Raw genomic sequence first — 26,534 nt, forward strand, 5'->3', positions numbered from 1 at the left:
TATTTATTCTCAGGCGTCGAATTTGTGGTTGCTGGCCAAGATCATAAGACAAACGCCGACCCCCCACCACGTTTCTGCGGGGAGTCGTAATCTAAAGGGTCCAGGCTCGAATCAATTTCAATTGCACTGAACCCTTGATCCCTCGCCAACTGCACACCCCGGTTTTGTACTCCCCGGTATCCTCGCCTCGTTTCAGCTGACATTGATCCCCGATTTCGTTTTATCCATCTTTAAATAATATGTCCGCGTATCTGGCGAAATTCATGGTAATGCGGAAGACATAGAAGTTTTATGAAAGTGACACAGCGGTGCAATACAACACCTCTATCTTACGGTTCCGTTCTGTTTACCGGAGATTAAGTAACAAACGTCAACCTTAAAGATTATGAGGAAATCAATCATGAGTATGAAAAAAACTCTTGTCACTCTCGCGATAGCCAGTTCCGTCTCCGCCTCGGCCTGCGCCTTCGCTTTCGGCCAGCAGTTCGACTTCGGCGAGCAGGTTGAATTCCTGGCGAAGTCCCAATCGTTAGACCTGTTCGGCGTGTACCGTCCGCTCGACGATTCGTCGACTCTCAGCCTGACGGCGGCACAGGCCAACGCCAACCCCGCCAAATTGGTGAAGCTCGCCAACGGACTGACCGCCAAGGTCGTCAGCGCCGATGCCGGCCTCGGTCCCAACATAGACATGATGGCCCTGTGGCCGAACGATTCCCACCCAACCCATCTGATCGCCTGCAACGAGCAAGGCAGCGCGCAAGTGGCCCTGCAACGCATCAACCTCAGCACCGGCGCGGTCGCGAATATCATCAGTTCGGGCTTGTCGAGCTGTGATCCGGTGCGCCGTACCGCTTGGGGCACGATCATCTTCGGCGAAGAGAACGGCAGCAACGGCCGTATATTCGAACTCCTGGACCCCCTGACCACCACCGGCGTGACGGTTTCCGGATCGGGAGCGGGCACCACGACCTCCGATCCCGGCCACGTGGCGGTCCGTCCCGCGCTCGGCCAACTGTCCTTCGAAGGCATCGCGCTATATCCGAACGGCGTGATGTATTTCGGCGACGAGAACCGCCCGGGCAACGGCAACCCCGGCGGCGCTTACTTCAAGTTCATCCCCAGCACCCTGTGGTCCGGCGGCGTACCGATTTCCACTCTCGCCGACTCGCCGTTGGTGGCGGGTAATATTTACGGCATGCGCGTGGGCAAACGCAGCGGCAACACCGACTACGGTCAGGGCAATGAGTTCGGCCGTGGCACGTGGATCCCGGTCACGGGCGCTGCGCCGATCAACCTCCGCGCCGCGGCATCGACCCTGAAGCTGACCAGCTACTACCGTCCGGAAGACCTGGACATCGACCTGGCCGTTCTGGAGGACGGCGACGTGCGGTTCTGCGGCAACAACACCGGTGAAGACACACAGGGCGGCGACAATCACTGGGGCGAAACCATCTGCATCACCGATGGCACGCTCGCCGAGGCGGCAGATAAGGTCACCTTGTCCACCCCGGAATATCAGCCGCTGGTCTTCGGCAACTTCGACATGGCGATGATGGACAACATCGCTTATCAGCCCGGCACGGGTAACTGGCTCGTCAACGAAGACGGTGAAGGCCCGGTGGCGACGCCGGCGCGCAACAACGACATCTGGTCCTGCCTGGACGACGGCGATGACAAAGACATTCTCGCCGATGCCTGCGTCAAGGTCATCAGCCTCAACGACCTGAACGCCGAATCAACGGGCGGCATCTTCGACGCCACCGGCAAGCGCTACTTCGTGAGCATCCAGCACAACGTCACCGGCCATGGTGTGATCCTGGAGATCAACGGTTGGGGCGGGATCATGCATAAGCATCACAATCATCATTAATAGATAAATGGCCGTGATGATCGGCAAGCGCGCCCGTGAAAACGGGCGCGTTTTTTCGTTTGTACCGGAAAAATTTTTATTAGAGTAACCAGGAGTCAATAAAAAGGATCGGGTGAAATAATAAATCACTCCGATCCTTTTTCATGTTTTGCGCACCATAAGAGTCTCCCGCCATGTCGTCAGGTCATTAAATTGTAACCGTGAGTGAGTAGCATCAAACCGTCAATTCAATCCGGCCGGCACGGCAACCGCTGCTTGGGGTTGGATTGGCGAAACTCAACGTGCCACTTTCGCAACGATGATCTTAATCAATCAAGGAAAACATTCCATGAAACCACATTTCCTCGTAACCTTACTTCTCGCCGCGGACTGCTTCGTAGCCGCCTCGACAATAGCTGACAGCCGCAACGGCGATGACGATGCCAGACCGCTTACGGTCGCGGTGTTCGGCGACTGGCCTTACAACCAGCTCCTGCTCGACAATGCGCCGCTGTTGATCAACTCGGTCAACGCCGATCCCAAGGTCAGTCTTGTGATTCACGTCGGCGACATCCACTCCGGCAGCGCTGCCTGCACCAGCGCCGGCATCCTGCCGCCGATACCGACATCGAATCCGGGCTGGAATCAGGGCGTCTACTATCAATTTCAGCAGTTCAAGGATCCCCTCGTCTATACGCCGGGCGACAACGAGTGGACCGATTGCCAGAAGAGCAAGGAAAAGAGCAGTGGCGATCCGCTCAAGGAACTGGCAAGCGTACGCAGCCTGTTCTTCGCCAAATCCGGTCATACCCTGGGCAAGAATGAGAAAATCGTCCGGACCCAGGCCAGGAATTTCGATCCGGCCTATCCGTCCGACGCCCAGTTTGTCGAGAACGTCATGTGGGAAGATTCGCGGGTCGTCTTCGTGACGCTGAACATGCCGGGTTCGAACAACGACACCGCGCCATGGTCCGGCACGTTCGCCAACCCGGGCGCGCAGGCTCAGGAAGTATCGGAGCGCACCGGTGCGGACATGCGCTGGTTGCAGGCGGCATTCGATAAGGCGCGGGACGATCACGCCAAGGCGGTGGTCATCGTCCAGCAGGCCGACATGTGGGACCCGGAAGCTCTGGCCAGCGGCGAGCTCGGCAATTACACGCCCTACGTGCAGAAGCTGGCAGATCTCAGCGTGCAATTCGGCCGTCCGGTGTTGTTGCTGAACGGCGACTCGCATGTCTATGGCGCGGATCATCCGCTCGCGGACCCGGGCAGCGCCACGGGGCTGATCCACGGCACGCAGGCCGTTCCGAATCTGACGCGCATCACCGTTCAGGGCTCGACCAGCGCGCCCGCGGAGTGGCTGCGCCTGACCATCGACCCGGACAAGAGCCAGGCGTTCAGCTGGGTCAATGTTCCCTACTGTAACGGTCCCCTGTCCAGCTGCCAGTAAGTGAATGCGGGGCAGATTTGTTTCCAAGCGAAACAGATCTGTCCCGCTGCGCCAGAATAATCAGCAGCTGCGCAAGATTTACCAATAGCGCTCGGCCATACCACCCTTTCGAGTTCGGCAATTCACGACCGGGGAACGCCCTTTCCAAGATAAGAAAAAGAATCGTTGCAACGCTTACCATTATGCTGAGGAGCGTCATATAACCGTTTACATTGGACAAACCGGGGTCATGTCACAGTTCCTGCAAATATTAGCGGAAACTGTGATCTGGCCCCAATTGTTTGTTCCCCCTTATCGGGATGCCTGTGAAATCGGGTGAGGTTCAGACCGGCCCTTCCCGCTTACACTCTTGCCGTCGTCGGAACGTAGTGTCCAGAACGTCAGCGATGATAGCAACGTCAAACCACCCAGAGTCAGAAATGCATGGTGTAGCGCGGTCGTCACGGCCGCTTGATCAGTTTGCGACAACTCGCCCAGGTACCAGCCAGTGATCAGCGACCCGCAGGCGAGCCCGAAGCTCGAGGACATCTGCTGCAACGAGCTCGCGATGGTGCTGGCCATGCTGGAGTCCGGTGTTTCGATGTCGGCATAGGCCATTGAGTTCATGCTGGTGAACTGCAGTGAATTGAAGAATCCCACGGCCAGTCCAAGCAGCACGATCAGTGCAATCGGCGTGGCTGGAATCACCAGAGAGAAAAGGCTGATAGTGAGCCCGATCATCAGTGTGTTGACCACCAAAACCTGCCGATAACCGTAACGCCGCAGCACACGTGGCGCGATGAACTTCATCCCCATGGCGGCGGCCGCGGAGGGCATCATCAGCAGACCCGACTTCCATGCCGGCATGCCCAGACCGAGCTGGTACAGCAGCGGCAGCAAGAAAGGAAGCCCGCCGACGCCCAGCCGCGTGATGAAGCCGCCAACCACCGATACACGAAACGTCCGTATCTGGAACAGCGTGAGTCGCAGCAGGGGGTGTGGCGTCTGACGGGCATGCCAGCCGTAGGCGCCCAGCAGGCTGATGGACACCAGCAACAGAATCGCGGCCGACGTCACGTCGAGGTTATGCTCGCCGAATATTTCCAGCAGCCAGGATAGCAGTGCCGTACCGCTACTGAACAGGACCAGGCCAACGATATCCAGGCGTCGCCGCCCGTCTGCTTGGTAGTCCGGCATGTGGCGATGAATGAGCAGCAGCGCCCCAATGCCCACCGGAACGTTGACAAAAAATATGTCCCGCCACGACAGCCAGTGCACGATTAGCCCGCCCACCGTTGGACCGAGCAGCGGACCGATCAGCGCCGGAATGATGACGAAGTTCATCGCCGTCAGCAGTTCCGATTTAGGAAAGGTGCGGATGATCGCGAGCCTGCCTACTGGCATCATCATCGCCGCACTCATGCCCTGAAAAATTCGCGCGGCCACAAGCATCGGGGCATTTAAGGCCAGACCGCACAGAACCGAGAAAAACGTGAACGCGGCCACCGCAACGCCGAACACTCGGCGCGTGCCGTAGCGGTCGGCTATCCAGCCGCTGACTGGTATGCATACCGCCAGGCTCAAAATGTAGCTGGTAACAACCGCCTTGAGACTCAGCGGCGTAACATGCAAGCTGGCCGCCATCGCGGGCACCGCGGTATTGACGATGGTGGAATCCAGCTGTTCCATAAACAGCGCCGCCGCAACGACCCAGGGCAGATATTGCTTGACGGTGGATTGGCTCATTTGTTACGGCACAACATCGAGCGATAAAATCGTAAAATCGGGATCAGGTCACAGTTTCCGTTAATATTAGAGGAAACTGTGGCCTGACCCCAATTTTCTGTGCCTGTCCGTGGAAAACAGCGCTCAACGGGAGCGTCGCTATGTATGGCACCGCACCGACAAGGTGTGGCGCTTACGAGCAAGCTGTCGAACTTCAACGGCCCACCATGCGCAATTAAGAACGAAACAACGAGCTCGTCTTCGGCATGTCCGGGTGCTTCACGGACACCGCTGTATCAGTCTTTCTATTTAACCGTTACTCACCAGAGGTCACCATGAAAACGATTCCCTCCATTGCATCACCATTTGGCACTGACGATTCACATTTACGGAGAAACAGCATGAATATATCCGCGTTCGGTAAAACCTCACTCCGCAACGCGCTGATCGTCGCCGGTCTGGTTGTCGGGCTTGGCATCGGCACGGCGTATGCCGCCTCCGATGATGACTCCATGCCGAAGGCGCATAGCGAAAGCATGGGCGCCGCGATCAGCGACACCGCCATCACCACCGAGGTTAAGTCCAAGCTGATGGGGGATAAACGCCTCAAGAAATCCGACATCAGTGTGACCACCACCAATGGCGTGGTCACGCTCGAGGGTACGGCAAGCGACTCGAAGGCAAAGTCCGCGGCTGCGGCAATGGCAAAGTCGGTCAAGGGTGTCAAGAGCGTTGACAACAACCTGAGAACGCCCGGGAGCAGCGACACTGGCGCGAAGACGGAGCGGGTCGCGTCTGACAGCTGGATCACCACCAAGGTGAAGTCCGAGCTTCTCGCTGACAGCGTCAGTAAGGGCTTCGATGTGAGCGTGGAGACGATTAATGGCGTGGTAGTTCTGAAGGGTACCCTGGCGAACCGGGATGCCATCGAGCACGTGAAGGACGTCGCTGGAAAGGTGGAAGGCGTGAAGAGCGTGAACACGTCCGCCCTCACCGTCGCACCCAAATAACCGGTCTAAATAACCATCACCGCAACGAGGAACCAGCAATGAATGAAGATATCGTCAAAGGAAATTGGAAGCAGCTCTCCGGCAAGATCAAGGCAAAGTGGGGCAAGCTCACAGATAACGATCTCGAAAAGGCCGAAGGCAACAAGGAGTATCTGCTTGGCAAGCTGCAGGAACACTACGGTCTGGCCAAGGACAAGGCTGAACAGAATCTGAAAGACCTCGGGCACGTCTAAGCACCCTGTCCTCTATGTAAACCGGATTCACATCACCGTTTCCGCTAATATTTGCGGAAACGGTGATGTGACCCATCTCGCTCGCAATATTTCTCGTTGCGACTGCAATCCGGCAAGAAATTTATTGCTTTTTTTAAAAGGAAATTACATGAAACTTCACACACAAATCGCGCTCGGTTTTATCGCATCGTTGCTCGCAGTCAGTGTTGCAACTGCCGCCGATCCCGGCAGCAAGATGAAACATGAGAAAGATAAGACCGGATGTTACGGCATGGGCATGATGCAAAACGACATGAAGGTGGATCATGTCGCCCGCGCCCAGAAACACCTGAGTGAGCTCAAAGCCGGGCTCAATCTCACCAAAGATCAGGAGCCGGCCTGGAGTAACTTTTCCGACCAGGTCATTACTCAAGCCAAGAGCATGGCATCAATGCAGGAAGACATGAAAAAATATATGCAGAACATGCCGCGGACTGCGCCTGAGCGTATAGAAATGATGGCAAACAGGATGAAGGATCGCGCACAGCACCTGGCGGCAATGTCAGACACGGTTAAAACGTTCTATAACACCCTTACACCTGAACAAAAAATCGTGTTCGATAAAAAGATGCAAATTAACCATATGGGACATATGTAGTAGTATTTATCGAGGACAGACCACGTTTTATGATTCAGCCAACAATTAACCGTGGTCTGTCCCCGATTATTCAACGGACGAATCACCCGTTATTTACGGCATTTCACGTTCACCCTTCGACAAGCTCAGGGCGAACGGGAGACTTAATCAGAACTTCCTCAGCGAAGGAACCGTGACGGATATCCGTGCACGAATCATCTGTGGTACACGTTATCTTTTGATAATTAACCGGTCGACTTCAGCCTCGGCTTGTAGCCAGTCTTCCTGCTCGTGCCCGGAAGCAAAGCCGCGCTGCTCCGCGCGGAGATAAGCCCTGGTCGCGATCATCTGCTCTCGATGCTGCGAAGTAACTTGCGATTTGCTCGATGGCGTCCGTGGACTTTTATTTTCATCGCTGGCTGGTGGCGGTGGCGGTACAGACGCTGCTTTCTGCCTGGCTTGTTGGGAGGTAGCTTTGTGTGATGGGGTCTTGTCAAAGTAGGTCATACGTTTTCTCCTTACGATTTCCTTGGAAATAAAGTGATCAATCATTCCGTTACACATAAAAAAAGAGCAAAGCATCAGTTCCAGGCTTGATAGCCGCACGAATCCTGTTCAAAAAATGCTTACATTACCGATATCTTTCGAGAAAACGTGCGATAAGTTCAAGCGACTCGACGGAAAAAATGTCTATACCTACACTTTGACCTGTTCCCGCGGAGAACGTTGCACCACATTACGTAAAAAGTCCATCTGAGGTGAAATCGAGGTCGGAGTGAGGCAAGGATCAGTATAAAAGGGGCCGGGTTGGAGTTCCCAGGATATTCCGGACACCCTTAAACACCCACCGAAGCGGCTTCAAACACTTCGGGGCTCACGCCATGAAGATGACTGTGTCGGCGTGTCCGATTGTAGAACATCTCGATGTAATCGACGATGTCGGCGTTGGCCAGATCGCGGTTTTTATAGATCTGCTTTTTGATCCGTTCTTTCTTTAAACTGCTGAAGAACGATTCAGCCACCGCGTTGTCCCAACAGTTGCCGCGCCGACTCATGCTGGGCTCAAGATGATGCTCGCGACAAAACCGCAGCCAATCGTCACTCCCGTACTGCGATCCCTGGTCGGAGTGAATCAGGGTTTGTTGCGGGCGACGGCGCTTGACCGCCATGAGTAGCGCGTCCAACACGAGCTCACGGGCCAGCGTGGATTTCGTCGACCAGCCGATGATGCGCCGGGAGTGCAAGTCCATGACGACGCCTAGGTAAAGCCAGCCTTCCCACGTGCGGACATAGGTAATATCCGTCACCCACGCCCGATTCGGTTGGGCCACGGTGAAGCCACGTTGCAAGGTATTGGGCACCAAGACCGAGGTGCGTCCGCGAATGGTGCGCGGTTTACGATAACCATAGTTCGCTTTGATGTGGTGGGCCCGCATGAGCCGGGCGACCCGATGCTTGCTGCAGGTCTCGCCGGCTTCTCGCAAATCGAGAAAGATGCGCGGAGCGCCGTAGACACCGTGGCTCGCCGCGTAGGACGCGCGGATCAGCCTGAGCAACCGCTGATCTTCACGCGCACGATCCGATAAGGGTTTACGCAGCCATTCGTAAAACCCGCTGTGGGACACTTCCAGAACGCGGCACATCATCGCTGTGTCGAACTCGTTCCGATGGGCCTTGATGAAGGTGTACTTGGCTCGGACTCCTCGCGAATGGTGTTGACGACCCATTGGACTTCCTCCTATTCTGGGAACTCAATCTAAGGTGTCCGGTAAAGGCTGGGAAGTCCAGGTTCGATTATCGCCGCTTCGATTCACTCCACCACAGGCAGAAGAAACTGAGCCTAGCCCCTTTAATTCGCTCGATCATGGCTGCGGATATTTGTTCTCAGGCGTCGAATTTGTGGATGCTGATCCGAGATCATAAAAAAAACGCCAACCCCCCACGACGTTTCTGCGAGGAGTTGTAATCTAACGCTAGAACTTCTTGTGCAGACCCACCGTAAATCCGGGGGGGCAAGGCGGATAGTATCAATGGTTGCGAACGCCCGTGCGCGTACACGCCCCAGCCCGTACCCAGGGCATAACCGGCAAGCACGTCGGTCTGCCAATGTCCCCTGACCTTGACCCGCGCCACCATGTCATAGACCGGCAGGATCTCGAGCGCGTATACCGAAGGATGGTCCTCGCGATATTCCGCCACGAACGGCGTCACGATAGAACTGGCAGCTGTGACTTCGCCGCTGGGGAAGCTGCGGTGGTGGTCGCCGTTGAAAAACTCGTTGGGGTTATCGGTCCCTGACGGGCGTTTCCGGGAGGTGGTGACCTTCAGCACCTCCACCGACAAGCCTCCCAGAACCGATGCATCGATCGACTGCTAGAAGGTTTTGCCGAGGCGGGTTTCGCCGCACTCCCACACGGCGCCGACGATTTCACCGCCGATCATCAGCGTCATCAGGCCCTGTTGATATTTACGTTGCCTGATTCCGCTGTCGTCCTGGGTCACTCGATGGTCGATTCCCAGCGGACCGCCGCCGGCCAACGCCGTGCCGCACAGCACACAAGCCGTGATTGCCAACGGCGCCACCCAGCGCAGGTCTTTCATCGCACCCCTCGAAAAGCGTTCAGGGTGTCTTGCCACACGACGCGCTGATCCAGTGGCCTGACAGGTTTCCCTTGGAGGTCATGGTGTTGGTTCCATTGCGGACGCTTACATTCATCTTGCCGGTGATATGTTCGCGGTCCTGAGCCTCAAATATAAGATCTTGGGTTTGCTGCATGCTGCCTTTTGTGCAATGGCGGGTGCCTGCGATGGAGGTGCGGGTATGCTTGGTGAACTTACTCTCGCACTTCATGTCAGGTTCGCCCGTGAGGAAGGCGTTTTCGTCCTTGTCCAGCTTCTGCTGCGTGATGCAATCTTTATATACATGTGCGTGCGGCTGGCTGTTCCGGGCTTTCATTGCCTCCTCCATGGCAGCGCGCCGTTCCGGACTCATCTTCTGCAAGACCTCAGGCGGGATAGGCAACTGGCCGTGCGTTTCCGTGTGGATGGTCATCTCCCACAAACCGGGTTTTACATCGAGCGGCGCGGCCAGGGCGCTAGTCATTGTCCCGCCAAGAGTGATGCTCACCATGAGTGCGCCATACAAGAATCCTCGTTTCATCGTCGTTTCTCCTGTGGTTGGTTTTCCGGGAATCAAAGGGGCCAGATCGATTATTCTATGACAAACTCGCCCTGCTCCACTAACATCGTCAGCTCATCGCTTTCTGAATTCGTGCGCGACCGGTGCGCTGTCATATATGAGAATTACGCAAAAAAAATCGGCAGGCGCTGCGGATGAATCCACCGTGAGTAACCCGTCAGAACGTCTCGACCCAGGGCCGGAGTTCTATTTCCCAGATCAATGGGTCAGTGTAATTGAAATAAAAAGCTAACCTTGCTTTTCAACTGCTCCGACCCCTTGATTCTAAATTCAGTTTCGATATACACACGCATTTGCTACGGGAATACTTGGCCTGGTGGGTGCAAGGCGTAATATGGTCAGGCGGGGAAAATTACGAACCACGCTTAAGGAGGTTCACCATGCCCTACTCATTCGAAACCATTGCGTGCGTTACGCTCGAGCCGCACTCGACGTTGGCACACCCGACCACACCGCCGGAGATCGTGAAGCTCGACAGTCCCGCGGCAGCGGTGATGACCAACTTCAAGGTAGTGCACCCGATCAGCACACGTCCCGAGGTCGCCATTGACGTGGCCCTGAAGAAAATGAAAACCAGCGGCGTTCGGTTGCTGTTCGTGATGAATGATGCCGACCAAATCATCGGCCTGATCACCGCGAAGGACATCATGGGCGAGCGGCCGATCCAGATCACCCAGCAAACGCGGATGCCACGCGCCGAGATTACGGTGTCGGCGGTGATGACGCCGCAGCCGGATATCTGCGCGCTAGATGCGCAAGCCATTCACGACGCGCGAGTGGGCGACATTATCGAGACCCTGCGCAAGCAGGGACGCCAGCACGCGCTGGTGGTGAAGACTGACAAGGCCACGCAATCACAACGCGTGATCGGCATGTTCTCCACCAGCCAGATCGACAAGCTCCTGGGTTACAACGTGACAACCGAGGTGCACCCCGCCCGCTCGCTGGCCGCGCTGGTGGGACAGATCGCCTAGCGCAGCGAGACGAGTCTCCTCCGGCGCAATTCGCTTCGCTCATTGGCGCCCTACCCCTTCCCCCTTCAAGAGGGAAGAGTGGAATGGGGGAGTGGGGCGAGCGCATTGAGTATTGGCGTTGCCGATGAATCAGGGGAACCGCCACCTAAGGTGAAGGGAATGCGACATGGACAGTGGCATGCATGGAAAAACAACCTTAAAATTACCACGATAGACGGAGGGTAATTTCGGTGTAACATACTGATCCAAATTACCTCCAAATCATGTTTGGAGGGGGCCTTGATGATCTATTCCGGAAGCAAAGGCAGCTAGCATCCTGCGTTGATTTTGCTCACATCACAAGGCACGTAGTCATAAGAATATAAAGAATAAAACAAAGGAGAGCACATGAACGTAATCAATCCATTGATTCACTCAGTCCTTTGTTAGTCCGATTGTTTTGGTATATTGATGTCTTGCGATTCCTTTGCCGCGTGTGAAACCCGCGGCAGGAATTGATAACGGCGTAGAAGGATGATTGGCGCTGGTCGTGCCGTCATCACGCGCCGTAATGGGAGAATGAACATAAATGACGCTGACGACGAAGATTAACCTTGCATTAGCGGTCGTGTTTCTGGCTGGCCTGGCAATTACGGGTTATATCTCTCACGCTATTTTGCAGGATAACGCCAAGCGCGAGGTCATCACGCATGCCGGCATGATGATGGAATCCGCACTGGCGGCACGCGCGTACACCATTAACGAAATTAAACCGCTCCTGGTGGACAAGCTCAGCGAGAAATTTCTCCCCCAGACTGTGCCTTCCTATGCCGCCACGCAGGAATTCAACCGGCTGCGCCAGACTCGCCCGGAGTATTGGTACAAGGAAGCCACTTTGAATCCCACGAATCCCAGCGACAGGTCGACGGAATGGGAAACAGATATCATTCAACAGTTCCGTAAAAATGGCGAACTCACCGAAATCATCGGTGAGCGCGAAACGCCGACCGGGCCCTCGCTCTATCTGGCGCGCCCGATTCGCATCAAAAATCCCGAATGTCTGGTCTGTCACGGCGTACCCGGAGACGCGCCAGAAACCATGAAAGTGCTTTATGGTACCGCCAATGGTTTCGGCTGGCAGCAGAATGAAATCGTCGGCAGCCAGATAGTTTCGGTTCCGCTCTCCGTGCCCTTTGAGAAAGCCAATTACGCCTTTCGCGCTTTCATTATCTCGCAGGTGGCAACCTTTGCCATTATCTTTATTGTACTGAATATCGCACTCCGTTTTATCATCATCCGGCCGGTACGAAAAATGGCCTTGATCGCCGATCAGGTTAGCAACGGCGATCTTGCCGTGCCGGAATTCAGGAGTGATGGAAAAGATGAAATCTCGCAACTGGGTCATTCCTTCAATCGAATGCGCCGAAGCGTGGAGAAAGCCATGGAGATGATGAAGCAATAACGCCATGAACACCGTGAGCCATCAGGTATTTGTCTGTTATGCCCATCCCGACTTGGGCTATGCCAACTCGATTTGTCTTAAACTGGAGTCGTCGGGGATACGCTGCTGGATGGCGCCACGCGATATTTCGCCGAGCAAAGACTGGGCCGAGGAAATTATCGATGCCATCAGCTCCGCGGCGATTATGATTTTTGTTTTTTCTTCACGCTCCAACAACTCGCCGCAGGTGCGCCGCGAAATTGAGCGCGCCGTAAACAAGGGTGTGCGCATCCTGCCGCTACGCGTTGAAGATGTTCCTCTTTCCAAAAGCCTGGAATATTTCGTGAGCACCCCGCATTGGCTGGACGCTGTTACACTGCCATTCGAGGCGCATCTGGACAAGCTTCGGGAATGTGTACAGGGGGTGTTAAGCGGGCTTTCGGTGGATTGTTTCCCCCCCATGGCGGCAACAATTGCCAGCGCGCCCGCGAAATCGGCGCCACCCGCCGCTATCGCCAGGGCCGCGGCGGCGTTTGCGCAACACGATTTGAAATACATCGAAAACCAATTGGCCAGTTACCTGGGACCCATGGCGAAATTGCTGGTAACGCAGGCCGCGAAAAAAACCTCATCGATCGAAGAGCTGGTTTCTCTTCTCGCCAACGAGCTGAAGGCGGATACCGAGAAGAAGTCGTTCCACGAGAATTGCCGCTTTCTGGAAAAATAAATATCAACCGATCTGTTTTCCGTGCCTTATGTCCAGCGGCACGAGGCGAGTCCCGGTGTCCGTGGTGAAAAGTGTCATCCAATGAACTTACGTTAGCGTGTCTGCCACCGACTGTGTGACCATGGGGCGTTTGCCCATCGTGATCGGCGCCTCCGGCCATCACGACCTGTTTCCCGAGGACTTGGCGGTCTATCGCGAGCGTTTGGTTCATTTCTTCGCGAACCTTCGTCAGCGATATCCGTCCACTCCGATACAGGTTATGTCTTCCCTGGCGGTTGGCGCCGACCGGCTCGTTGCCGATGTGGCGTTGCAGCTCGGTCTTGAATTGATTGTTCCACTCCCGTTGCCCGAAGCGGAATACCTGAAGGATTTTCCTGATTCCGTGGATGAATATCGACGGTTGCGAAATGCCGCGCCCGATCGGAATGTTTTTGTACTGCCCTTTGCCGAAGGCAATAACGACATGAATATTGGCGTGCCGGGACAGCATCGCGACCGCCAATACGCCCAAGTGGGCGCTTATATCGCCACGCACTGTCACATCCTCATTGCATTGTGGGATGGGATGTATAACCGATATGTCGGCGGCACTTCCCACGTGGTCGAATTCAAACTGCAGGGCGTTGCGCTACCTTTCTTGCCGGACCAGAAGATTCTGGATGCCGTTGACAGCGGTCCCGTGTTCCACGTCAAAACACGTCGGCGCAAGAAAGCGCTTCACGAAAAGTCCGACGCGATCACGTCGGGACAGACGAATTGGTTATACCCTCAGGACCGCAGCAAAGCGGACTACGATCACATATATGGTTATATCGAAACGTTTAATGCCGATCCGGCACGACGCCACTGCCACGACGTTCGCCATTCCACGGAAAATCTGATCCCGGGCACGGTGGCCCTTGAGCCTGCCGAACAGAAGATCCTGGATATCTACGGATTTGCCGATACCATGGCGATCCACTACCGGCGCGTGGCGCATCGAATCCTGATTGCGATTCTCCTGCTGGCGGCCGGGATGGCGCTGGCCTTTGAGGCCTATGCCCATTTGTTTGTAACGCGCTATGTGCTGGCGCTTTATCCGGCACTATTCGTCACCATCAGCGGTTTGTATTTTTGGCACAGCAATAACGATGCGCACGGTAAGTATCTCGATTACCGGGCATTGGCTGAGGGCCTTCGGGTGCAACTCCTCTGGCGTTTGGCTGGCGTCTCGCTGGATGTATCCTCAAATTACTTGCGCAAGCAAAATGACGAACTGCAATGGATCCGCGAAGGATTAAGAGCCGTGAATTCGATTCCGTCGACTCGCACGGTGCCAAACGTTTCAACGCTCAAACAGTGGGTCGATGATCAGCGGAACTATTTTACCCACAATGCGCACAAGCAAAACGAACGTCTCGAAAAGCTGGAGCGCTATTCGGGCTGGTTATATGGCGCTGGTCTTCTGGCTTCGGTCGCGGTCATTGCATTTTGGGATTTTCTGGAACATTCCGGTGAGTTTCATCATGTGCTTATTGTCTTCATGGGGTTTACTCCCATCGTTGCAGCGCTGTGGGTCAAGTATGCCGAAAAAACCGGTTTGCAGGCCCAGTGCAAACAATACGCGCGTTTTGCCACAATCTTTAACCGCGCGCGCAAGCATCTCGATGCCCTGGAGCAACAGGTCCCTGGAGATCAGGAAAGACATCAACGTATTACTCACCTGATTCGGGAACTCGGCAAGGAAGCTCTCATTGAGAATGGCGATTGGGTTCTGTTGCGCCGCGAACGTCCCATTGAAATCCCCAAAGGTTGATTTGGCGGTAACTGTTCTCCGACCCCATTTTTCTGTTCTCGCTACATTCAGCGGCGCAACGTCATTTGCCGCGTCCGGTACAAGAACGAAGTTAGAAGGTTATTCTCATCGTTGCAACATCACGCGTCGCATGGCGCCTCAGCAAGGCCCCGGATGCGACTTCAAATCGCTGCTTTGGTGGACCGAATCTTCAATACAGTGGTGGATCTCAATGGTCGTGTGGACGATTTCCTTAAGCTGCGCGAGTTGCTTGCGCGCACGCCTGGGCGTCAAGGTCTGGTCATGGGTGACGATACTCAGCGCGCATGAATACGATCCTTTACCGACACGCCAGACATGCAGGTCGGCGACTCGGATGTTACCAGCCGCCGGCCCGGTTTCAACCACTTCCCGGATCTCGTCCACGATGGGGTGATCCATTTCGCGATCGAGGAGTACCTTGCCGGTTTCACTCAAGAGGTTTTTGGCCCAGACCGCCACCAGCACCGCGCCGACGAGACCCATGACCGGATCCAGCCACGACCAGCCGTAGATCCAGCCGCCTCCCAAGGCAACAATAGCGAGGACCGACGTGGCGGCGTCGGCGATCACATGCACATAGGCCGACTTCAGGTTGAGGTCGTGGTCGTGATGGTGGCCGTGATCATGGCCGCCGTGGTGTTCTTCGTGATCGTGATGATCGTGCGCGCCGCCCAGGATCATCGCACAAACGATGTTCACGACGAGGCCAATGGCCGCCACGATCATCGCCTCCTGGTAGTGGATCGGCTGCGGCGAAACGAGACGTTCGACCGAGGCGAACACCATCATTGCGGTGACGCCCAGCAGAAAAATCGCGCTGGCGAAGCCGCCCAGCACCTCGATTTTCCACGTGCCGAAGGCGAAACGCGGATCGCGGGCGTAGCGGCGAGCGGCTGCGTAGGCGAAGGCACTCAGGCCGATAGCAACCGCGTGCGAACTCATGTGCCAGCCGTCGGCCAGCAACGCCATCGAGTTGAACCACCAGCCGGCAATGATCTCCACGACCATCATGGTGGCCGTGATCCACATGACGGCGCGGGTACCTCGCTCCGCCGCGTGATTGCCTGCGTCAAAGACGTGGTTGTGAGTCCAGGGAGAGAGGTTATGTGTATGCATCGCTTCGTCCGCTTGTCATTTGTCAGTTCGACAGGATCAGAACCTCAGACATTCGCCGACTCCGAGCAAGTGTGGCCACGCTAAGTATCGCAAAGAGGATTTACAAACCGGAGTCAGATCACAGTTGCCGCTAATATTAGCGGAAACTGCGATCCAACCCCAATTTTCAGACTAAGTGAATTGTTTGACTGCGCCCGCTTGTTGGTGAGTCTTGTACCAGGACATTGCCGCTTCAAGCCGATCATTTCCCCAGAACAGTTCGGGTCCGACCACCAACGTCGGCGCGCCAAAGATCCCTAGCGCAACGGCACGCTCTGTCTGGGCACGCAGTTTTTCTTTGCTTTCGGGTGACTGCGCCTCCTGGATCAGGGCGGCTCCGGGCTGGCCCAGACGATCGAGGCGGCTCTCCAGCAGCGATGCGTTCGAGATGTCGAGATCCTCGGCAAAATTAGCCCGGTACACGGAACAAATAAATTCCGGAACCCAAGGCTCCGTCGCAAACCAACAGGCAATGCGCGCCGCGAGCAGTCCATTGCGCGGGAACTGCGAGGGGCGGCGGAACGGGATCAATAGATCCGCACAGATGCGCTCCAAGTCGCGCCACATGTAGCGTCCTTTTACAGGCTGAAGGTTAAAGGGAGAATCACTCCAAACCAGCGTGCGAAAGATCGGGCCCAACAGAAACGGCCTCCAGACAATGGGGACGCCTTCCGATCGGGCGAGCGCCTCGATGCGTAATGCGGCAGGATAAGAGTAAGTGCTTGCGAATTCGAACCAGAACTCCACGGCCATTGATGTACCTCACTTTCATTGCCATTATCTGTTCAAGACGGCGTCTGCATACGCAGGTCAGGTTGGAGCATGCTGTTTTGGTTACCTTCAGTATCCAAAAACGAGACATATTGCCCGATGCCTGGGATTTCCATCGGCTCGCCGAGGACCCTGCCACCCGCTTGAGTTACCTTCTTCATTGACTCACGAATGTCGCCAACCCCGATCACGACCGACGGATAATGCGCCGGCCAGTCAGGCTTTTTGGGGTAGAAGCCGCCATTGATGGCGCCCGTCGGCGTTCCGGGCTTGGCATCCGCCACGGCGGTTGTCGCCAGCACATAGTCGCCCATCTCCCCGCCAAACATCTGCATCTGCCAACCGAATGCGGACTCATAAAACTTCGCTATACGCTCTCGACTTTCATACGGCATCTCGAAGTGAACGACGGGATTCATTATTCTTCCTCCATTCAAGCGAAAATAGGGTCAGAGAACAATTGTTTCTAAATATTAGCGATAATTGTTCCTCGGCCCCACTTTTCCGGCAACTGATTGCATAACGAAGGAGAAACACCATGAATGTTGGCTTTATTGGACTGGGGCGCATGGGCGCCGGCATGGCGGCCAACCTCTTGAAGGCCGGCCATCACGTAACGGTCTATAACCGAACGCCGGAGAAGGCCGCCGCCTTGGTTGCGCAGGGCGCGAAAGCAGCCACCCGTGTTTCCGACGCGTCCCTGGGCGAGGCGGTCATCACCATGCTCGCGAATGACGATGCCGTGGAGAGCGTGGCTTTCGGAAAGGATGGCATCGTTCAGAGTCTGCCGGCGGGTGCCGTTCATGTTTCATCGAGCACGATCAGCGTCGCCTTGTCGGAGAAACTGACGGAGGCCCATGCCAAGGCCGGTCAGCGTTTCGTCTCGGCGCCGGTGTTCGGCCGCCCCGACGCAGCGGCGGCGGCCAAACTTTTCATCGTCGCCGCCGGCGAACCGGCCGCGATCCGATTCGCGGCCCCGCTCTTCGAGGCCATGGGACAGAAGACCTTCGTGCTCTCGGAGTCGCCGAAGGCCGCGAACCTCGTGAAGCTCAGCGGCAACTTCCTGATCGCTTCGGTGATTGAATCGCTTGGCGAAGCGCTGGCGCTCGTCGCCAAGGGTGGCGTCGATCAGCGGCAGTATCTGGAGATGCTGACATCCACCTTGTTCAACGCTCCCGTCTACAAGACCTACGGCGGGTTGATTGCCGGCGGAATATTCGAGCCGGCGGGCTTCGCGGCGCCGCTCGGCCAGAAGGATATCCGGCTGACGCTGGCCGCCGCCGAAGAACTGCGCGTACCGATGCCACTGGCGAGCCTGCTCCGGGACCGGTTCCTGACCCTGCTCGCCCACGGCGGCGACAATCTCGACTGGTCGGCGATCGGCGGGCTGGCGGCGAAGGATGCCGGCGCATGACCGGCGTGGTCAAAGCACGCTGACCCTCGCCGATGAGGCGTGCCTAATTTCACGGACACCCAGATAGGCACATAATGCCTGAAGGAAAGTGTTCAATGAAGAATCGAGGTGTTCTATAACCGCCAGCGCTTGCACCAGTCGCTGGACTACGTCAGACCCGTGCGTTATGAAGTGCTCATGGGTGTTGTTTAACACTGTGTTCTTGGAAACGGGTACGCCTCAGACCTGAATGAACCGATATGACCGACGTCATCAGTCTTTCAATCGCGAGCTGGGATCAACCGTGCTCAGCAGCCGAGCAGGAGTACGCACTCCGTGCGCTCGAATGGGGGAGCGTCCTATTGTTCCCGCAGCTCCGCTTCTCGATACAAGATGGCGAGAGCCGGCTCCTGTCCCCGACAATCGCCGGGGAAGGCAAGAATGTCAGTCTGGATCCATCCAGCGGAACGTCGCGGGGCAGCGACGCCGATGAAGCGGAACTGAGACTACTGCGGAGCATGATGCAGCGCTTCGCTACATCCAGCAAAACCTTGCTCCACAATTTGTTGCCACGCTACGAGGCGGGCTTGCAGCAGGCGCGTACCAGTTTCCGGCCCGTTGAGATCGCTGGGCGATCGACCTCCTGGCGAAAGGACGACACGCGCTTGCACGTAGATAGTTTTCCGTCGTCGCCCACTCAGGGAAAGCGAATCCTGCGTGTCTTCACCAACGTAAATCCGCATGGACAGAGTCGCACTTGGAGGCTTGGAGAATCGTTCGAAGGCGCCGCGCGCCGCTATCTACCTTCGCTGCCCAGTCCGATCTGGGGCACCAGCCATGTGCTCAACCTGCTTGGCGTTACAAAGAGTCGACGCAGTCCCTATGATCATTTCATGCTGCAATTGCACGACCGAATGAAGGCGGACTTGGCTTACCAGCCAGAAGTCGCTCAAAGTGTTCATGACTTCCATTCAGGCAGCACGTGGATCGTATTTAGCGACCAGGTATCACACGCCGCCATGACCGGGCAGTACGCGTTGGAGCAAACCTTTCATTTACCCATTGACTACATGCTGGACTCGTCTCAGGCGCCGCTGCGTATTCTTGAACGTCTACTCGGCCGAGAGATGACATGACGACCGACCCTTCCATCGAGTGGCCATCTTCGAGTGGATCAAGGTGTTCTATAAACGCCAGCGTTTACATCAGTAGCTGGACTACGTGAGTCCCGTGCGTTATGAAGCGCGTGTGGGTGTTGCTTAACCATGTGTCCATGGAAACGGGTATACCTCAGAGAACAATTGTTTCTAATATTAGCGGTAATTATTCTCTAACCCCATTTTTCGATGCTGACACTGCTCACTTTCGCGCTGGACTTTGCCATACCCAAGACGGCGCGGAACTGACGGCATATGCGCGCTGGTCATGGTGAAATTTGGTGCTATTGCCGTCGTGGCCTGTGCTCGTGTATACCAGAAAGTTGAGAGGAGCGAATGACATGGCGATGAAGAACTACCAATACGTGATAGTCGGCGGCGGCATGACGGCGGATGCGGCGGTTCACGGCATCCGCGAGCGCGACAACAGTGGAAATATCGCGGTACTGAGCGGCGAAAAACATCCTCCATACGACCGTCCACCGCTGTCGAAGAAATTGTGGACCGGCAAGCCGCTCGACTCCATCTGGCGCAAAACCGAACAGGCCAAGGCTGATCTTTTTCTGGACACGCGCGCGGTGAGCGGCGACGTCGCCGCGAAAACCATCACCGACAGCCACGGTGAAGTTTACCGTTATGAAAAGCTGTTGATGGCGACGGGCGGCGTTGCGCGACGTCTGCCGTCAGCACCTGACGGCGTCATCTACTTCCGTACGCTCGATGATTACCAGCGCCTGCGTGCGCTGGCTGACCGCAAGTCCGAATTCATCGTAATCGGCGGAGGATTCATCGGCTCGGAAATCGCCGCCGCCCTGTCCATCAACGGCTGCAAGATTACCATGGTGTTTCCCGACACCGGCATCGGCGCGCGCATTTATCCGCCCAAGCTATCCGAATTCCTCAACGGTTATTTCCGCGGGAAAGGCGTCGAAGTCCTGACCGGTGAGAAAGTCCGCGCCCTGGAAAAAAAGGGCGAGCGTTTCACCGTCAATACCGAGGGCGGCAAGGCCTTGTCCGCGGACGCGGTCGTCGCCGGCATCGGCATTGAACCCGAGGTCGGCCTGGCTAAGTCGCTCGGCCTCAAGATCGACAACGGCATCGTGGTCGACGAGCAGTTGCGCGCGGCACCACCCGACATTTTCGCCGCTGGAGACATCGCCAACTTTTATAGCCCGGCGCTCGACATGCGCCGACGCGTTGAACACGAGGATAATGCCAATACCATGGGTGCGATGGCCGGGCGCAACATGGCCGGCGCCTCGGAAAAATACGAACACCTGCCCTACTTTTATTCTGACCTGTTCGATCTGGGTTACGAAGCGGTTGGCGACTTCGGAGGCGGCATGGATATCGTGGAAGATTGGAAGGAGCCGTTCCGCCAGGGCGTTGTGTATTATCTCAAGGCTGGGCGCGTGCGCGGCGTACTACTGTGGAATACCTGGGGTCAAGTCGATGCCGCGCGCCGTCTGATTGTCTCCAAAGACACCTTCAGCGCGGCCACACTCGCCGGGTTGATCCACGAGTAGATCGCGCGGTGTGTTAAGTCGAGACGCGGGGCAGAACCGCACAAACCAGGGTCAAATCACGGCTTTCACGGTTCTGGTGTTCCCGTGTCTCGAATTCCTCGGCGCAGTTCCTCTCTTGCCACTCTGGCGAGCGTTTCATACTTCTTTCGAAACTCTTCCAGGCTTGCCTCTTCAAGTTCTTCCAGATCGAGCAAGGCGTTATGCGCGCCTTGGGTGGCGCGGATGAGCTCATCGAGCTTGAGTTGGATCGCTTCCGTGTCGCGATTCTGTGTGTTCTGAATCAGGAAAACCATCAGGAAGGTTACGATGGTGGTGCTGGTGTTGATCACCAATTGCCACGTGTCACTGAAGCGAAAGACGGGTCCGGTGATCGCCCACACGGCAATAACGCCGACGGCATAGACAAACACTCGTGGCCGTCCGCAGAAACGGGCGGCGCCTTTTGCAAACCGGGAATACCAGGTGGCGTTATGCATGCGGAGTGCCTCGCTTTTGGCAACGAACCAGGAACGAAATCGGGCTCAGAGAACAATTGTTTTAGCGGTAATTGTTCTCTGATCTCATTTTATTCAAGAACTCAAAACGAAAAGGCAGTTCGACCCCGTGCTATCTCAAGCATTGCAGCAGCCCCCATCCATTCTGCATGATCTATCATCATGCCATCAGTCACGCCGTGTACTTTTGCGCAAGGCGGACAGACTCCTATACGACCACCGCCTTCAATAAAGGCCGCCAACAACTCTTTAACCGGTGGGAAGCTTTTGGGGATGATCGTATCGGCGACACCAGGCTTGGCAAGATTGACACCTTCCAGCGTTAACCAGATAACCACATCGTGGCCTAATGCCAATGCAGTATTGCCCATCGCCAGTGGTATTGCCACACGATCAGGATCCTGCCAAAAGCTTGTTAGGGTAAATATAAACTTTGCCGGTAGTACCTTTTCATTAGCCATGATTCGCATCCTTATTCATCAGACCTCAATGAATTCGAGAATCAAGGGTTCAGGGTGAGATGCCCCATTTTTTTCCGCGCCCAGTCCGCGGACTCCGCGCGACTCAGAAACGCCCGTGGGTCTTGGTCACGTAATCGGTGAGCTGCTGGGTCTCCTGGTTCATGCGCAAGAGGTTGGCGTGCGTGATGCGGTACATCGCGCGCATGACCTTGTAGACGATGCGCGGGTGGCTGTCGATGAGCGTCTCGAACCGGTCGGGCTCAAGCGCATACACCGTGGCCTGCCCGATGGCGCGCAAGGTGGTACGGCGCGGCATGGCATCGATGAACGAGCGCGCGCCGGCACACTCACCCTTGTTCATCAGATAGGCGACCTGTTCATTGCCGTCGCGGACGTTGCTCACGGCGAGTTGGCCCGCCGCCAGCACGTACAGTGTGCGTTCAGGGCCGCCTTCGCGGACTAGCATCTCGCCATCGTTCAGTGTGCGGCTGGCCATCAGGGCGGCCAGGATCTGGGCCTCGGGTTTGTCGAGTTCATCGCCGAGTGCGGAAGCGCGCACGAGATCGGCTTGTACTGTCTGGCTCATGGATTGGATCCTCCGTTAAAAAGAAAGTAGTTGCCGTGTCGCGCTACGCTGAGCGACGCGTGCCATGGCATTATTCTACTGCCGCTGCCCCGAGATGGGTGGACCAGATTCTCCTAGTATCTTGGTCAGGGATGTTCACGTGCCAAGCATGTCAACGTTATCGGGAAATACTGGGTGACCTGGCCATGCCGTGGCGATCCATGGGGAAATCGGAATAGCTCACTCTGACCCCAATTATTGCAATCAGCGTTGGCCGGACTAACTCATGTTCGCCGGCTGAAGATTGGCCTCTATCGCTTTATAAAGAGTATCCATTCCGAAAGACACATCCTCGATGACACCATTCACGAAGAAAGTCGGCGTGCCCCGGGCTCCACGCTGCTTCCCGCTGTTCATCTGTTCACGTATGGATGACAGGTGAATGCGGCTGATCATGTCCCGGTCGTAGCCTTGCAAATCCAGCCTGGCCTGAAGGGCGTACTGCCGCAGGTATTCGTCGCCCAGATGCTGCTGATTCTCAAACAGCAGATCGTGCATCGGCCAAAACCTGCCCTGGGCGCCCGCCGTCTCGGCCGACTCCGCCGCGCGTTCGGCGTGAGGATGTATCTCGACCACGGGAAAGTGCCGGAACACAAAACGCACGCGGTCCTGGAAATGTTTGAGCAGTATCTTCACGGCGGGATACGCGGTGCGGCAATAAGGACATTCGAAGTCACCGTATTCGATAACGATAACCGTGGCCGACGCCGGCCCCAGGACGTGGTCAGTGGAGTTCAGCGGAAGCAGAAGCACTGCTTCATTTCGTTCTTGCGGCATTCGATCTCCATTTTCAATGTCACAAAAATTGCGTTAATCGCCCGCATGGATTTTGACGTCATAGGGAGTGGGACGGCCTTCGGACCGCTCCAGCCAATCCTTCAGGCTTAATAGGTAGGTGCTCACTTGGTGCTGCAATGATGCATGAATTCCACCGGCTCCTTCCAATTGGCGTGGGTGAAGAGAACAAAGGTTTGATCGTCCTTGGGTATCAATTGAAAAGTCAGGTCCGTATCCACCCATTCTTTGGGCCCTCTTACGCATTTCCACTTCACCAGTTTATTGGGCTTTAATTCCACGACTTTCATATCGCTGAACCCGAAGAGAATAATTCCGCCCTGTTTGGCATCGCCGGCTCTATCCCTGATCCACCAATGAGCAAGCCCCTCAACCGTGGTGAGAGCCTCAAAAACTTTTTCAGGCGTGGTTTTGATTCCAACTCTGTGAAGAATATCCGGCATGGCTCTCTCCTTCTTAGAGTTTCAATTATTCTGACTGCTTGATTCCCTCCGACGCGGCGTATTCCAGCGCTCGGCGATCCCAGCCTGCCGATTCGGCAGCTGCTTCATATGTGCTCTGCGCAAACTCGATGAGCATGGCGTCCGGGTTCGCGGTTTGGCGAACCGCATCGTACGGCAGAAGAAACTCGTGCATGTCGTTGCTGTAGTACGCGGCCTGTGGACGCACAGGATAATTTTTGAATCCTTCCGGCTCCGGGTAGGCATAGGCATAGAAGACCGGTTCCGGCACCGGACCGCCGCCGGGCCAGAAACCGCAGCTGCTCACTTCATGCGAATACGCCAGCCGCGTGACCCAGTCCGCCATGTGCGGAATGCCGCCCGGGTGTGGCGGCGCCGTCCGGCCGGAAAAGCGCGTGACCGCCAGGTCGAAGCTGCCCCAGAAAAAATGCACCGGGCTGCATTTGCCTACAAACCCGCAACGGAACTGCTGCAACACGCGGTCAACCTGCTTGAGGATGCGCCAGAATCGCTGCGCCTGTTCCGGGACATACGTGTGATGCTTGTCGTCTTTGTCAAATGGAATCGGGTCCTGCACTTCCACGGGCATGGTCCAGATCCACACCTTCAGGCCAAGCGCGCGCAGCGCCGCCATGAAGTGGAAATAGAAATCGGCGACCGACCGCGGCGCCAGGGCGAGCGTCGTGACGGCATCGTCGCTGGTCTGCACTCGCAACTGGTGGTCGAGAAAGTCGAAGCTGATCTCGAAGCTGACATCGCCGTACGGAATCGGCGAGGTGGTGAGCCCGCGCGTGGTCACGTACAGCGGTACCTGCCACCAGTGATTGAGCATCGGCGACTGGGCCAGCCGCACCTTGCCGACGATTTGCATCCACATGTGTAGCGTGGCATAGGTGTCCTGCCACTCCGCGAGCGACAGTGCGGGCCAGCTTTCGTTGCGCGAGACGCCTTGAGCTTGCATGTTCACCTTGTCGTCCATGGGCGTTTGTGCGTCGGATTGGGGAATATTTCTTGTCGTCGGCGGATCGTTAACCGAGCATGACATTATCCACGTAACACCAATCCCACGCCTCACCCGGCTCGATGGAGCGCGCGATCGGATGGTGCGTCGCGTGGAAATATTTGGTCGCGTGCTTGTTCATCGAGGAATCGCAGCAGCCCACGTGCCCGTAGGTCATGCACAGGCGCAGATGTAACCAGCGATCACCGAGCTTCAGGCATTCCTCGCAGCCGGCGGTGTTCGGGCTGACGTCGCGAATCGAATCGAGATGGGTGCACCGCATGACCATGCCGTTTCTCCCATGGCAACTGACTACGCCATGACGGTTGATCGTTTAGCGATACATGTTCCGCTTTTTGCCGTGGCCTCGCAACCTTTCTTAGCCCACACAAATTGCGTGTACTTTTTTATCCGCGCTTATTGGTTGTCAGTTCCGCGTACGTTGCGGGAATAATCGAGCCTGGGCTATTTGATTCGGTCCCAATTTCTCAGTGCATCTTGTCGTTGTTTTTTCCCGGAGCTTGCTGCGAGGTGAAGCTCTGCGATGATTCCGGCACATCGCCCGGCTGCAAAGGGCGTTCGGTGATCGCGAACTCGGTCGTGAAGGTCTTGCCCTGCCGGAAGACTTTCATCTTGGCCCGGGTACCGATGACAATCGTCTTGAGCGCGCGTTGCAGACTCTCGACGTTCTTCAGTTCGATGTCGTTGATGGCGACGATGACATCGCCGCCCAGGATCATTGACCGGCTTCCGACCTTCACCGGCAGGCGGCCTCCGATGATGCCGGCGACTCCGGCCGGGCTGTTCCGCTCGACCACCTCGACGAGAAAACCATCGGTCAGCGGCAGAGTGAAGATCTTTCTCAGCCCGGCGTCGATCAGGCTGCCGTCGATGCCCAACCACGGTCGGCTCAGCCTGCCCTTCTCGACGAGCGAACCCACGACGGAACGCGCGAGATTGGACGGAATCGCAAAACCGATGTTTTGCGCCTCGCCAAGGATTTCGCTGGTGACACCGATCACGTCGCCGCAGCGGTTGAGCAACGGTCCGCCGGAATTGCCAGGATTGATCGCCGCATCCGTCTGGATCATCGGATGCGCAAGCATCCGCGGCCGCTCGGGCAGTATGCGATTGAGGCCGCTGACGATCCCGCTGGTGATGGTCTGATCGAAGCCCAGCGGATTGCCGATGGCGACGACCCTGTCGCCCGGCCGCACGCTGTCCGAGTCGCCGAAGGCGAGCACCGGCAACTTTCCACGATCCGGTTCGGGAATCTGGAGAATCGCGAGATCGAAAATCGGATCGGCGCCGAGCAGCTTGGCCGGCAGCTCCGTGCCGTTATCGAGCGTCACGGCGATCGCCTGGGCACCGAACACGACGTGCGAATTCGTCATCACCAGGCCATGGGCGTCGATGATGAACCCCGACCCAGTCACCTGCTGAACACGGTCGTCCATGCGATAGGGATTGATGGTGAGCGCGGTGATGAGCACCACCGCTGGCGACTTGCTGTCGTAAAGATCGGCGGTCGACTGGTTGCATTCCGCTGCCGCGAATGCCGACGCGGCCGGGACCAGAGCGAGCGCTGCGAGCAACACCCGCATGCGCTGCCGCACAATGAAGAGACCGAGCCGGTTCACAAGTGCGATGAGCACGATCGCCGCCTTTCCGCATTTGTCGATCGATTTCATTCTTTAA

27 protein-coding genes and 2 pseudogenes are annotated in these 26,534 nt (G+C 56.4%); 12 read left to right on the plus strand and 17 right to left on the minus strand.

Annotation, left to right across the window (positions count from 1 at the left end; translation table 11 throughout):
- The first annotated feature begins 400 nt into the window (after nt 1-400).
- Both WB402_RS05435 and WB402_RS05440 read left to right on the plus strand, forming a co-directional pair.
- Nucleotides 401-1,870 carry an alkaline phosphatase PhoX gene (locus WB402_RS05435; RefSeq protein WP_424205897.1) on the plus strand — a complete coding sequence of 490 codons (1,470 nt, stop codon included), beginning with the start codon at nt 401-403 and terminating at the stop codon, nt 1,868-1,870.
- A 328-nt stretch (nt 1,871-2,198) separates the two neighbouring features.
- Nucleotides 2,199-3,299 (plus strand): metallophosphoesterase, encoded by a 1,101-nt coding sequence (locus WB402_RS05440; RefSeq protein WP_424205899.1) that lies wholly within the window; start codon nt 2,199-2,201, stop codon nt 3,297-3,299.
- Nucleotides 3,300-3,590: 291 nt separating this feature from the next.
- Here WB402_RS05440 and WB402_RS05445 read toward each other — a convergent pair whose 3' ends face one another.
- The gene (locus WB402_RS05445; RefSeq protein ID WP_424205900.1) at nt 3,591-5,024 is read right to left on the minus strand and encodes an MFS transporter; all 1,434 of its coding nucleotides are present in this window, start codon (nt 5,022-5,024) and stop codon (nt 3,591-3,593) included.
- Between the two features lie 380 nt (nt 5,025-5,404).
- Between WB402_RS05445 and WB402_RS05450 the strand changes: the two genes are divergently transcribed.
- The 3 genes from WB402_RS05450 (at nt 5,405) to WB402_RS05460 (ending at nt 6,883) form a co-directional block, all read left to right on the plus strand.
- Complete coding sequence (locus WB402_RS05450) at nt 5,405-6,013, plus strand: BON domain-containing protein (RefSeq protein WP_424205901.1); 609 nt, start codon at nt 5,405-5,407, stop codon at nt 6,011-6,013.
- A gap of 38 nt (nt 6,014-6,051) precedes the next feature.
- A complete protein-coding gene (locus WB402_RS05455) occupies nt 6,052-6,246 on the plus strand; it encodes a CsbD family protein (protein ID WP_424205902.1) in 195 nt (64 codons plus the stop codon).
- Nucleotides 6,247-6,394: 148 nt separating this feature from the next.
- A complete protein-coding gene (locus WB402_RS05460; RefSeq protein WP_424205903.1) occupies nt 6,395-6,883 on the plus strand; it encodes a Spy/CpxP family protein refolding chaperone in 489 nt (162 codons plus the stop codon).
- Nucleotides 6,884-7,093: 210 nt separating this feature from the next.
- On the opposite strand, the gene WB402_RS05465 is transcribed toward WB402_RS05460, so the two are convergent.
- The 5 genes and pseudogenes from WB402_RS05465 to WB402_RS05485 all read right to left on the minus strand — a co-directional run bounded on the left by WB402_RS05465 (nt 7,094) and on the right by WB402_RS05485 (nt 10,022).
- Nucleotides 7,094-7,414: a DUF2934 domain-containing protein gene (locus tag WB402_RS05465; protein WP_424205904.1), complete on the minus strand. Its 321-nt coding sequence runs from the start codon at nt 7,412-7,414 to the stop codon at nt 7,094-7,096.
- Nucleotides 7,415-7,698: 284 nt separating this feature from the next.
- A pseudogene (locus tag WB402_RS05470) lies at nt 7,699-8,568 on the minus strand (IS3 family transposase); the annotation flags it as partial.
- Nucleotides 8,569-8,779: 211 nt separating this feature from the next.
- Complete coding sequence (locus WB402_RS05475) at nt 8,780-9,205, minus strand: phosphatase PAP2 family protein (RefSeq protein ID WP_424205905.1); 426 nt, start codon at nt 9,203-9,205, stop codon at nt 8,780-8,782.
- Between the two features lie 30 nt (nt 9,206-9,235).
- Nucleotides 9,236-9,463: a hypothetical protein gene (locus WB402_RS05480; RefSeq protein WP_424205906.1), complete on the minus strand. Its 228-nt coding sequence runs from the start codon at nt 9,461-9,463 to the stop codon at nt 9,236-9,238.
- Nucleotides 9,464-9,482: 19 nt separating this feature from the next.
- A complete protein-coding gene (locus WB402_RS05485) occupies nt 9,483-10,022 on the minus strand; it encodes a DUF3617 family protein (RefSeq protein WP_424205907.1) in 540 nt (179 codons plus the stop codon).
- A gap of 419 nt (nt 10,023-10,441) precedes the next feature.
- Here WB402_RS05485 and WB402_RS05490 point away from each other — a divergent pair, with 419 nt between their 5' ends.
- The 4 genes from WB402_RS05490 to WB402_RS05505 all read left to right on the plus strand — a co-directional run bounded on the left by WB402_RS05490 (nt 10,442) and on the right by WB402_RS05505 (nt 14,977).
- On the plus strand, nt 10,442-11,035 hold the full coding sequence (locus tag WB402_RS05490) for a CBS domain-containing protein (protein ID WP_424205908.1): 594 nt from the start codon (nt 10,442-10,444) through the stop codon (nt 11,033-11,035).
- A gap of 568 nt (nt 11,036-11,603) precedes the next feature.
- On the plus strand, nt 11,604-12,476 hold the full coding sequence (locus tag WB402_RS05495; RefSeq protein WP_424205909.1) for a c-type heme family protein: 873 nt from the start codon (nt 11,604-11,606) through the stop codon (nt 12,474-12,476).
- Between the two features lie 4 nt (nt 12,477-12,480).
- Nucleotides 12,481-13,182, plus strand: coding sequence for a toll/interleukin-1 receptor domain-containing protein (locus WB402_RS05500; RefSeq protein WP_424205910.1), 702 nt, complete (start codon nt 12,481-12,483; stop codon nt 13,180-13,182).
- Nucleotides 13,183-13,279: 97 nt separating this feature from the next.
- Nucleotides 13,280-14,977: a hypothetical protein gene (locus tag WB402_RS05505; protein ID WP_424205911.1), complete on the plus strand. Its 1,698-nt coding sequence runs from the start codon at nt 13,280-13,282 to the stop codon at nt 14,975-14,977.
- 138 nt (nt 14,978-15,115) lie between these two features.
- On the opposite strand, the gene dmeF is transcribed toward WB402_RS05505, so the two are convergent.
- The 3 genes from dmeF to WB402_RS05520 form a co-directional block, all read right to left on the minus strand.
- On the minus strand, nt 15,116-16,114 hold the full coding sequence (gene dmeF, locus WB402_RS05510; RefSeq protein WP_424205912.1) for a CDF family Co(II)/Ni(II) efflux transporter DmeF: 999 nt from the start codon (nt 16,112-16,114) through the stop codon (nt 15,116-15,118).
- A gap of 171 nt (nt 16,115-16,285) precedes the next feature.
- The gene (locus WB402_RS05515) at nt 16,286-16,906 is read right to left on the minus strand and encodes a 2-hydroxychromene-2-carboxylate isomerase (protein WP_424205913.1); all 621 of its coding nucleotides are present in this window, start codon (nt 16,904-16,906) and stop codon (nt 16,286-16,288) included.
- 32 nt (nt 16,907-16,938) lie between these two features.
- Nucleotides 16,939-17,343 (minus strand): VOC family protein, encoded by a 405-nt coding sequence (locus tag WB402_RS05520; protein WP_424205914.1) that lies wholly within the window; start codon nt 17,341-17,343, stop codon nt 16,939-16,941.
- 119 nt (nt 17,344-17,462) lie between these two features.
- Between WB402_RS05520 and WB402_RS05525 the strand changes: the two genes are divergently transcribed.
- The 3 genes from WB402_RS05525 to WB402_RS05535 all read left to right on the plus strand — a co-directional run bounded on the left by WB402_RS05525 (nt 17,463) and on the right by WB402_RS05535 (nt 21,000).
- Nucleotides 17,463-18,338, plus strand: coding sequence for an NAD(P)-dependent oxidoreductase (locus tag WB402_RS05525; protein ID WP_424205915.1), 876 nt, complete (start codon nt 17,463-17,465; stop codon nt 18,336-18,338).
- Nucleotides 18,339-18,577: 239 nt separating this feature from the next.
- Entirely contained in the window at nt 18,578-19,453 is an 876-nt protein-coding gene (locus WB402_RS05530; RefSeq protein ID WP_424205916.1) for a Kdo hydroxylase family protein, read from the plus strand.
- A 362-nt stretch (nt 19,454-19,815) separates the two neighbouring features.
- Complete coding sequence (locus tag WB402_RS05535) at nt 19,816-21,000, plus strand: NAD(P)/FAD-dependent oxidoreductase (protein ID WP_424205917.1); 1,185 nt, start codon at nt 19,816-19,818, stop codon at nt 20,998-21,000.
- A gap of 65 nt (nt 21,001-21,065) precedes the next feature.
- Here the strand turns inward: WB402_RS05535 and WB402_RS05540 are convergent, their stop codons facing one another.
- The 8 genes and pseudogenes from WB402_RS05540 to WB402_RS05575 form a co-directional block, all read right to left on the minus strand.
- On the minus strand, nt 21,066-21,476 hold the full coding sequence (locus tag WB402_RS05540; RefSeq protein ID WP_424205918.1) for a low affinity iron permease family protein: 411 nt from the start codon (nt 21,474-21,476) through the stop codon (nt 21,066-21,068).
- Between the two features lie 101 nt (nt 21,477-21,577).
- Nucleotides 21,578-21,955, minus strand: a complete 378-nt coding sequence (locus tag WB402_RS05545; RefSeq protein WP_424205919.1) for a DsrE family protein — start codon at nt 21,953-21,955, stop codon at nt 21,578-21,580.
- Nucleotides 21,956-22,058: 103 nt separating this feature from the next.
- Nucleotides 22,059-22,541: a Crp/Fnr family transcriptional regulator gene (locus WB402_RS05550; RefSeq protein ID WP_424205920.1), complete on the minus strand. Its 483-nt coding sequence runs from the start codon at nt 22,539-22,541 to the stop codon at nt 22,059-22,061.
- Between the two features lie 258 nt (nt 22,542-22,799).
- The gene (locus WB402_RS05555) at nt 22,800-23,357 is read right to left on the minus strand and encodes a DsbA family protein (protein WP_424205921.1); all 558 of its coding nucleotides are present in this window, start codon (nt 23,355-23,357) and stop codon (nt 22,800-22,802) included.
- A gap of 33 nt (nt 23,358-23,390) precedes the next feature.
- Nucleotides 23,391-23,818, minus strand: a pseudogene (locus WB402_RS05560) (SRPBCC family protein).
- 25 nt (nt 23,819-23,843) lie between these two features.
- Nucleotides 23,844-24,797 carry a DUF5996 family protein gene (locus WB402_RS05565; RefSeq protein ID WP_424205931.1) on the minus strand — a complete coding sequence of 318 codons (954 nt, stop codon included), beginning with the start codon at nt 24,795-24,797 and terminating at the stop codon, nt 23,844-23,846.
- 67 nt (nt 24,798-24,864) lie between these two features.
- Nucleotides 24,865-25,125 (minus strand): UBP-type zinc finger domain-containing protein, encoded by a 261-nt coding sequence (locus WB402_RS05570; RefSeq protein ID WP_424205922.1) that lies wholly within the window; start codon nt 25,123-25,125, stop codon nt 24,865-24,867.
- Nucleotides 25,126-25,324: 199 nt separating this feature from the next.
- Nucleotides 25,325-26,491, minus strand: coding sequence for a S1C family serine protease (locus WB402_RS05575; protein WP_424205923.1), 1,167 nt, complete (start codon nt 26,489-26,491; stop codon nt 25,325-25,327).
- Nucleotides 26,492-26,534: the final 43 nt, after the last annotated feature.

This window comes from Sulfuricaulis sp. (assembly GCF_049587675.1).
Lineage (GTDB): Bacteria > Pseudomonadota > Gammaproteobacteria > Acidiferrobacterales > Sulfurifustaceae > Sulfuricaulis.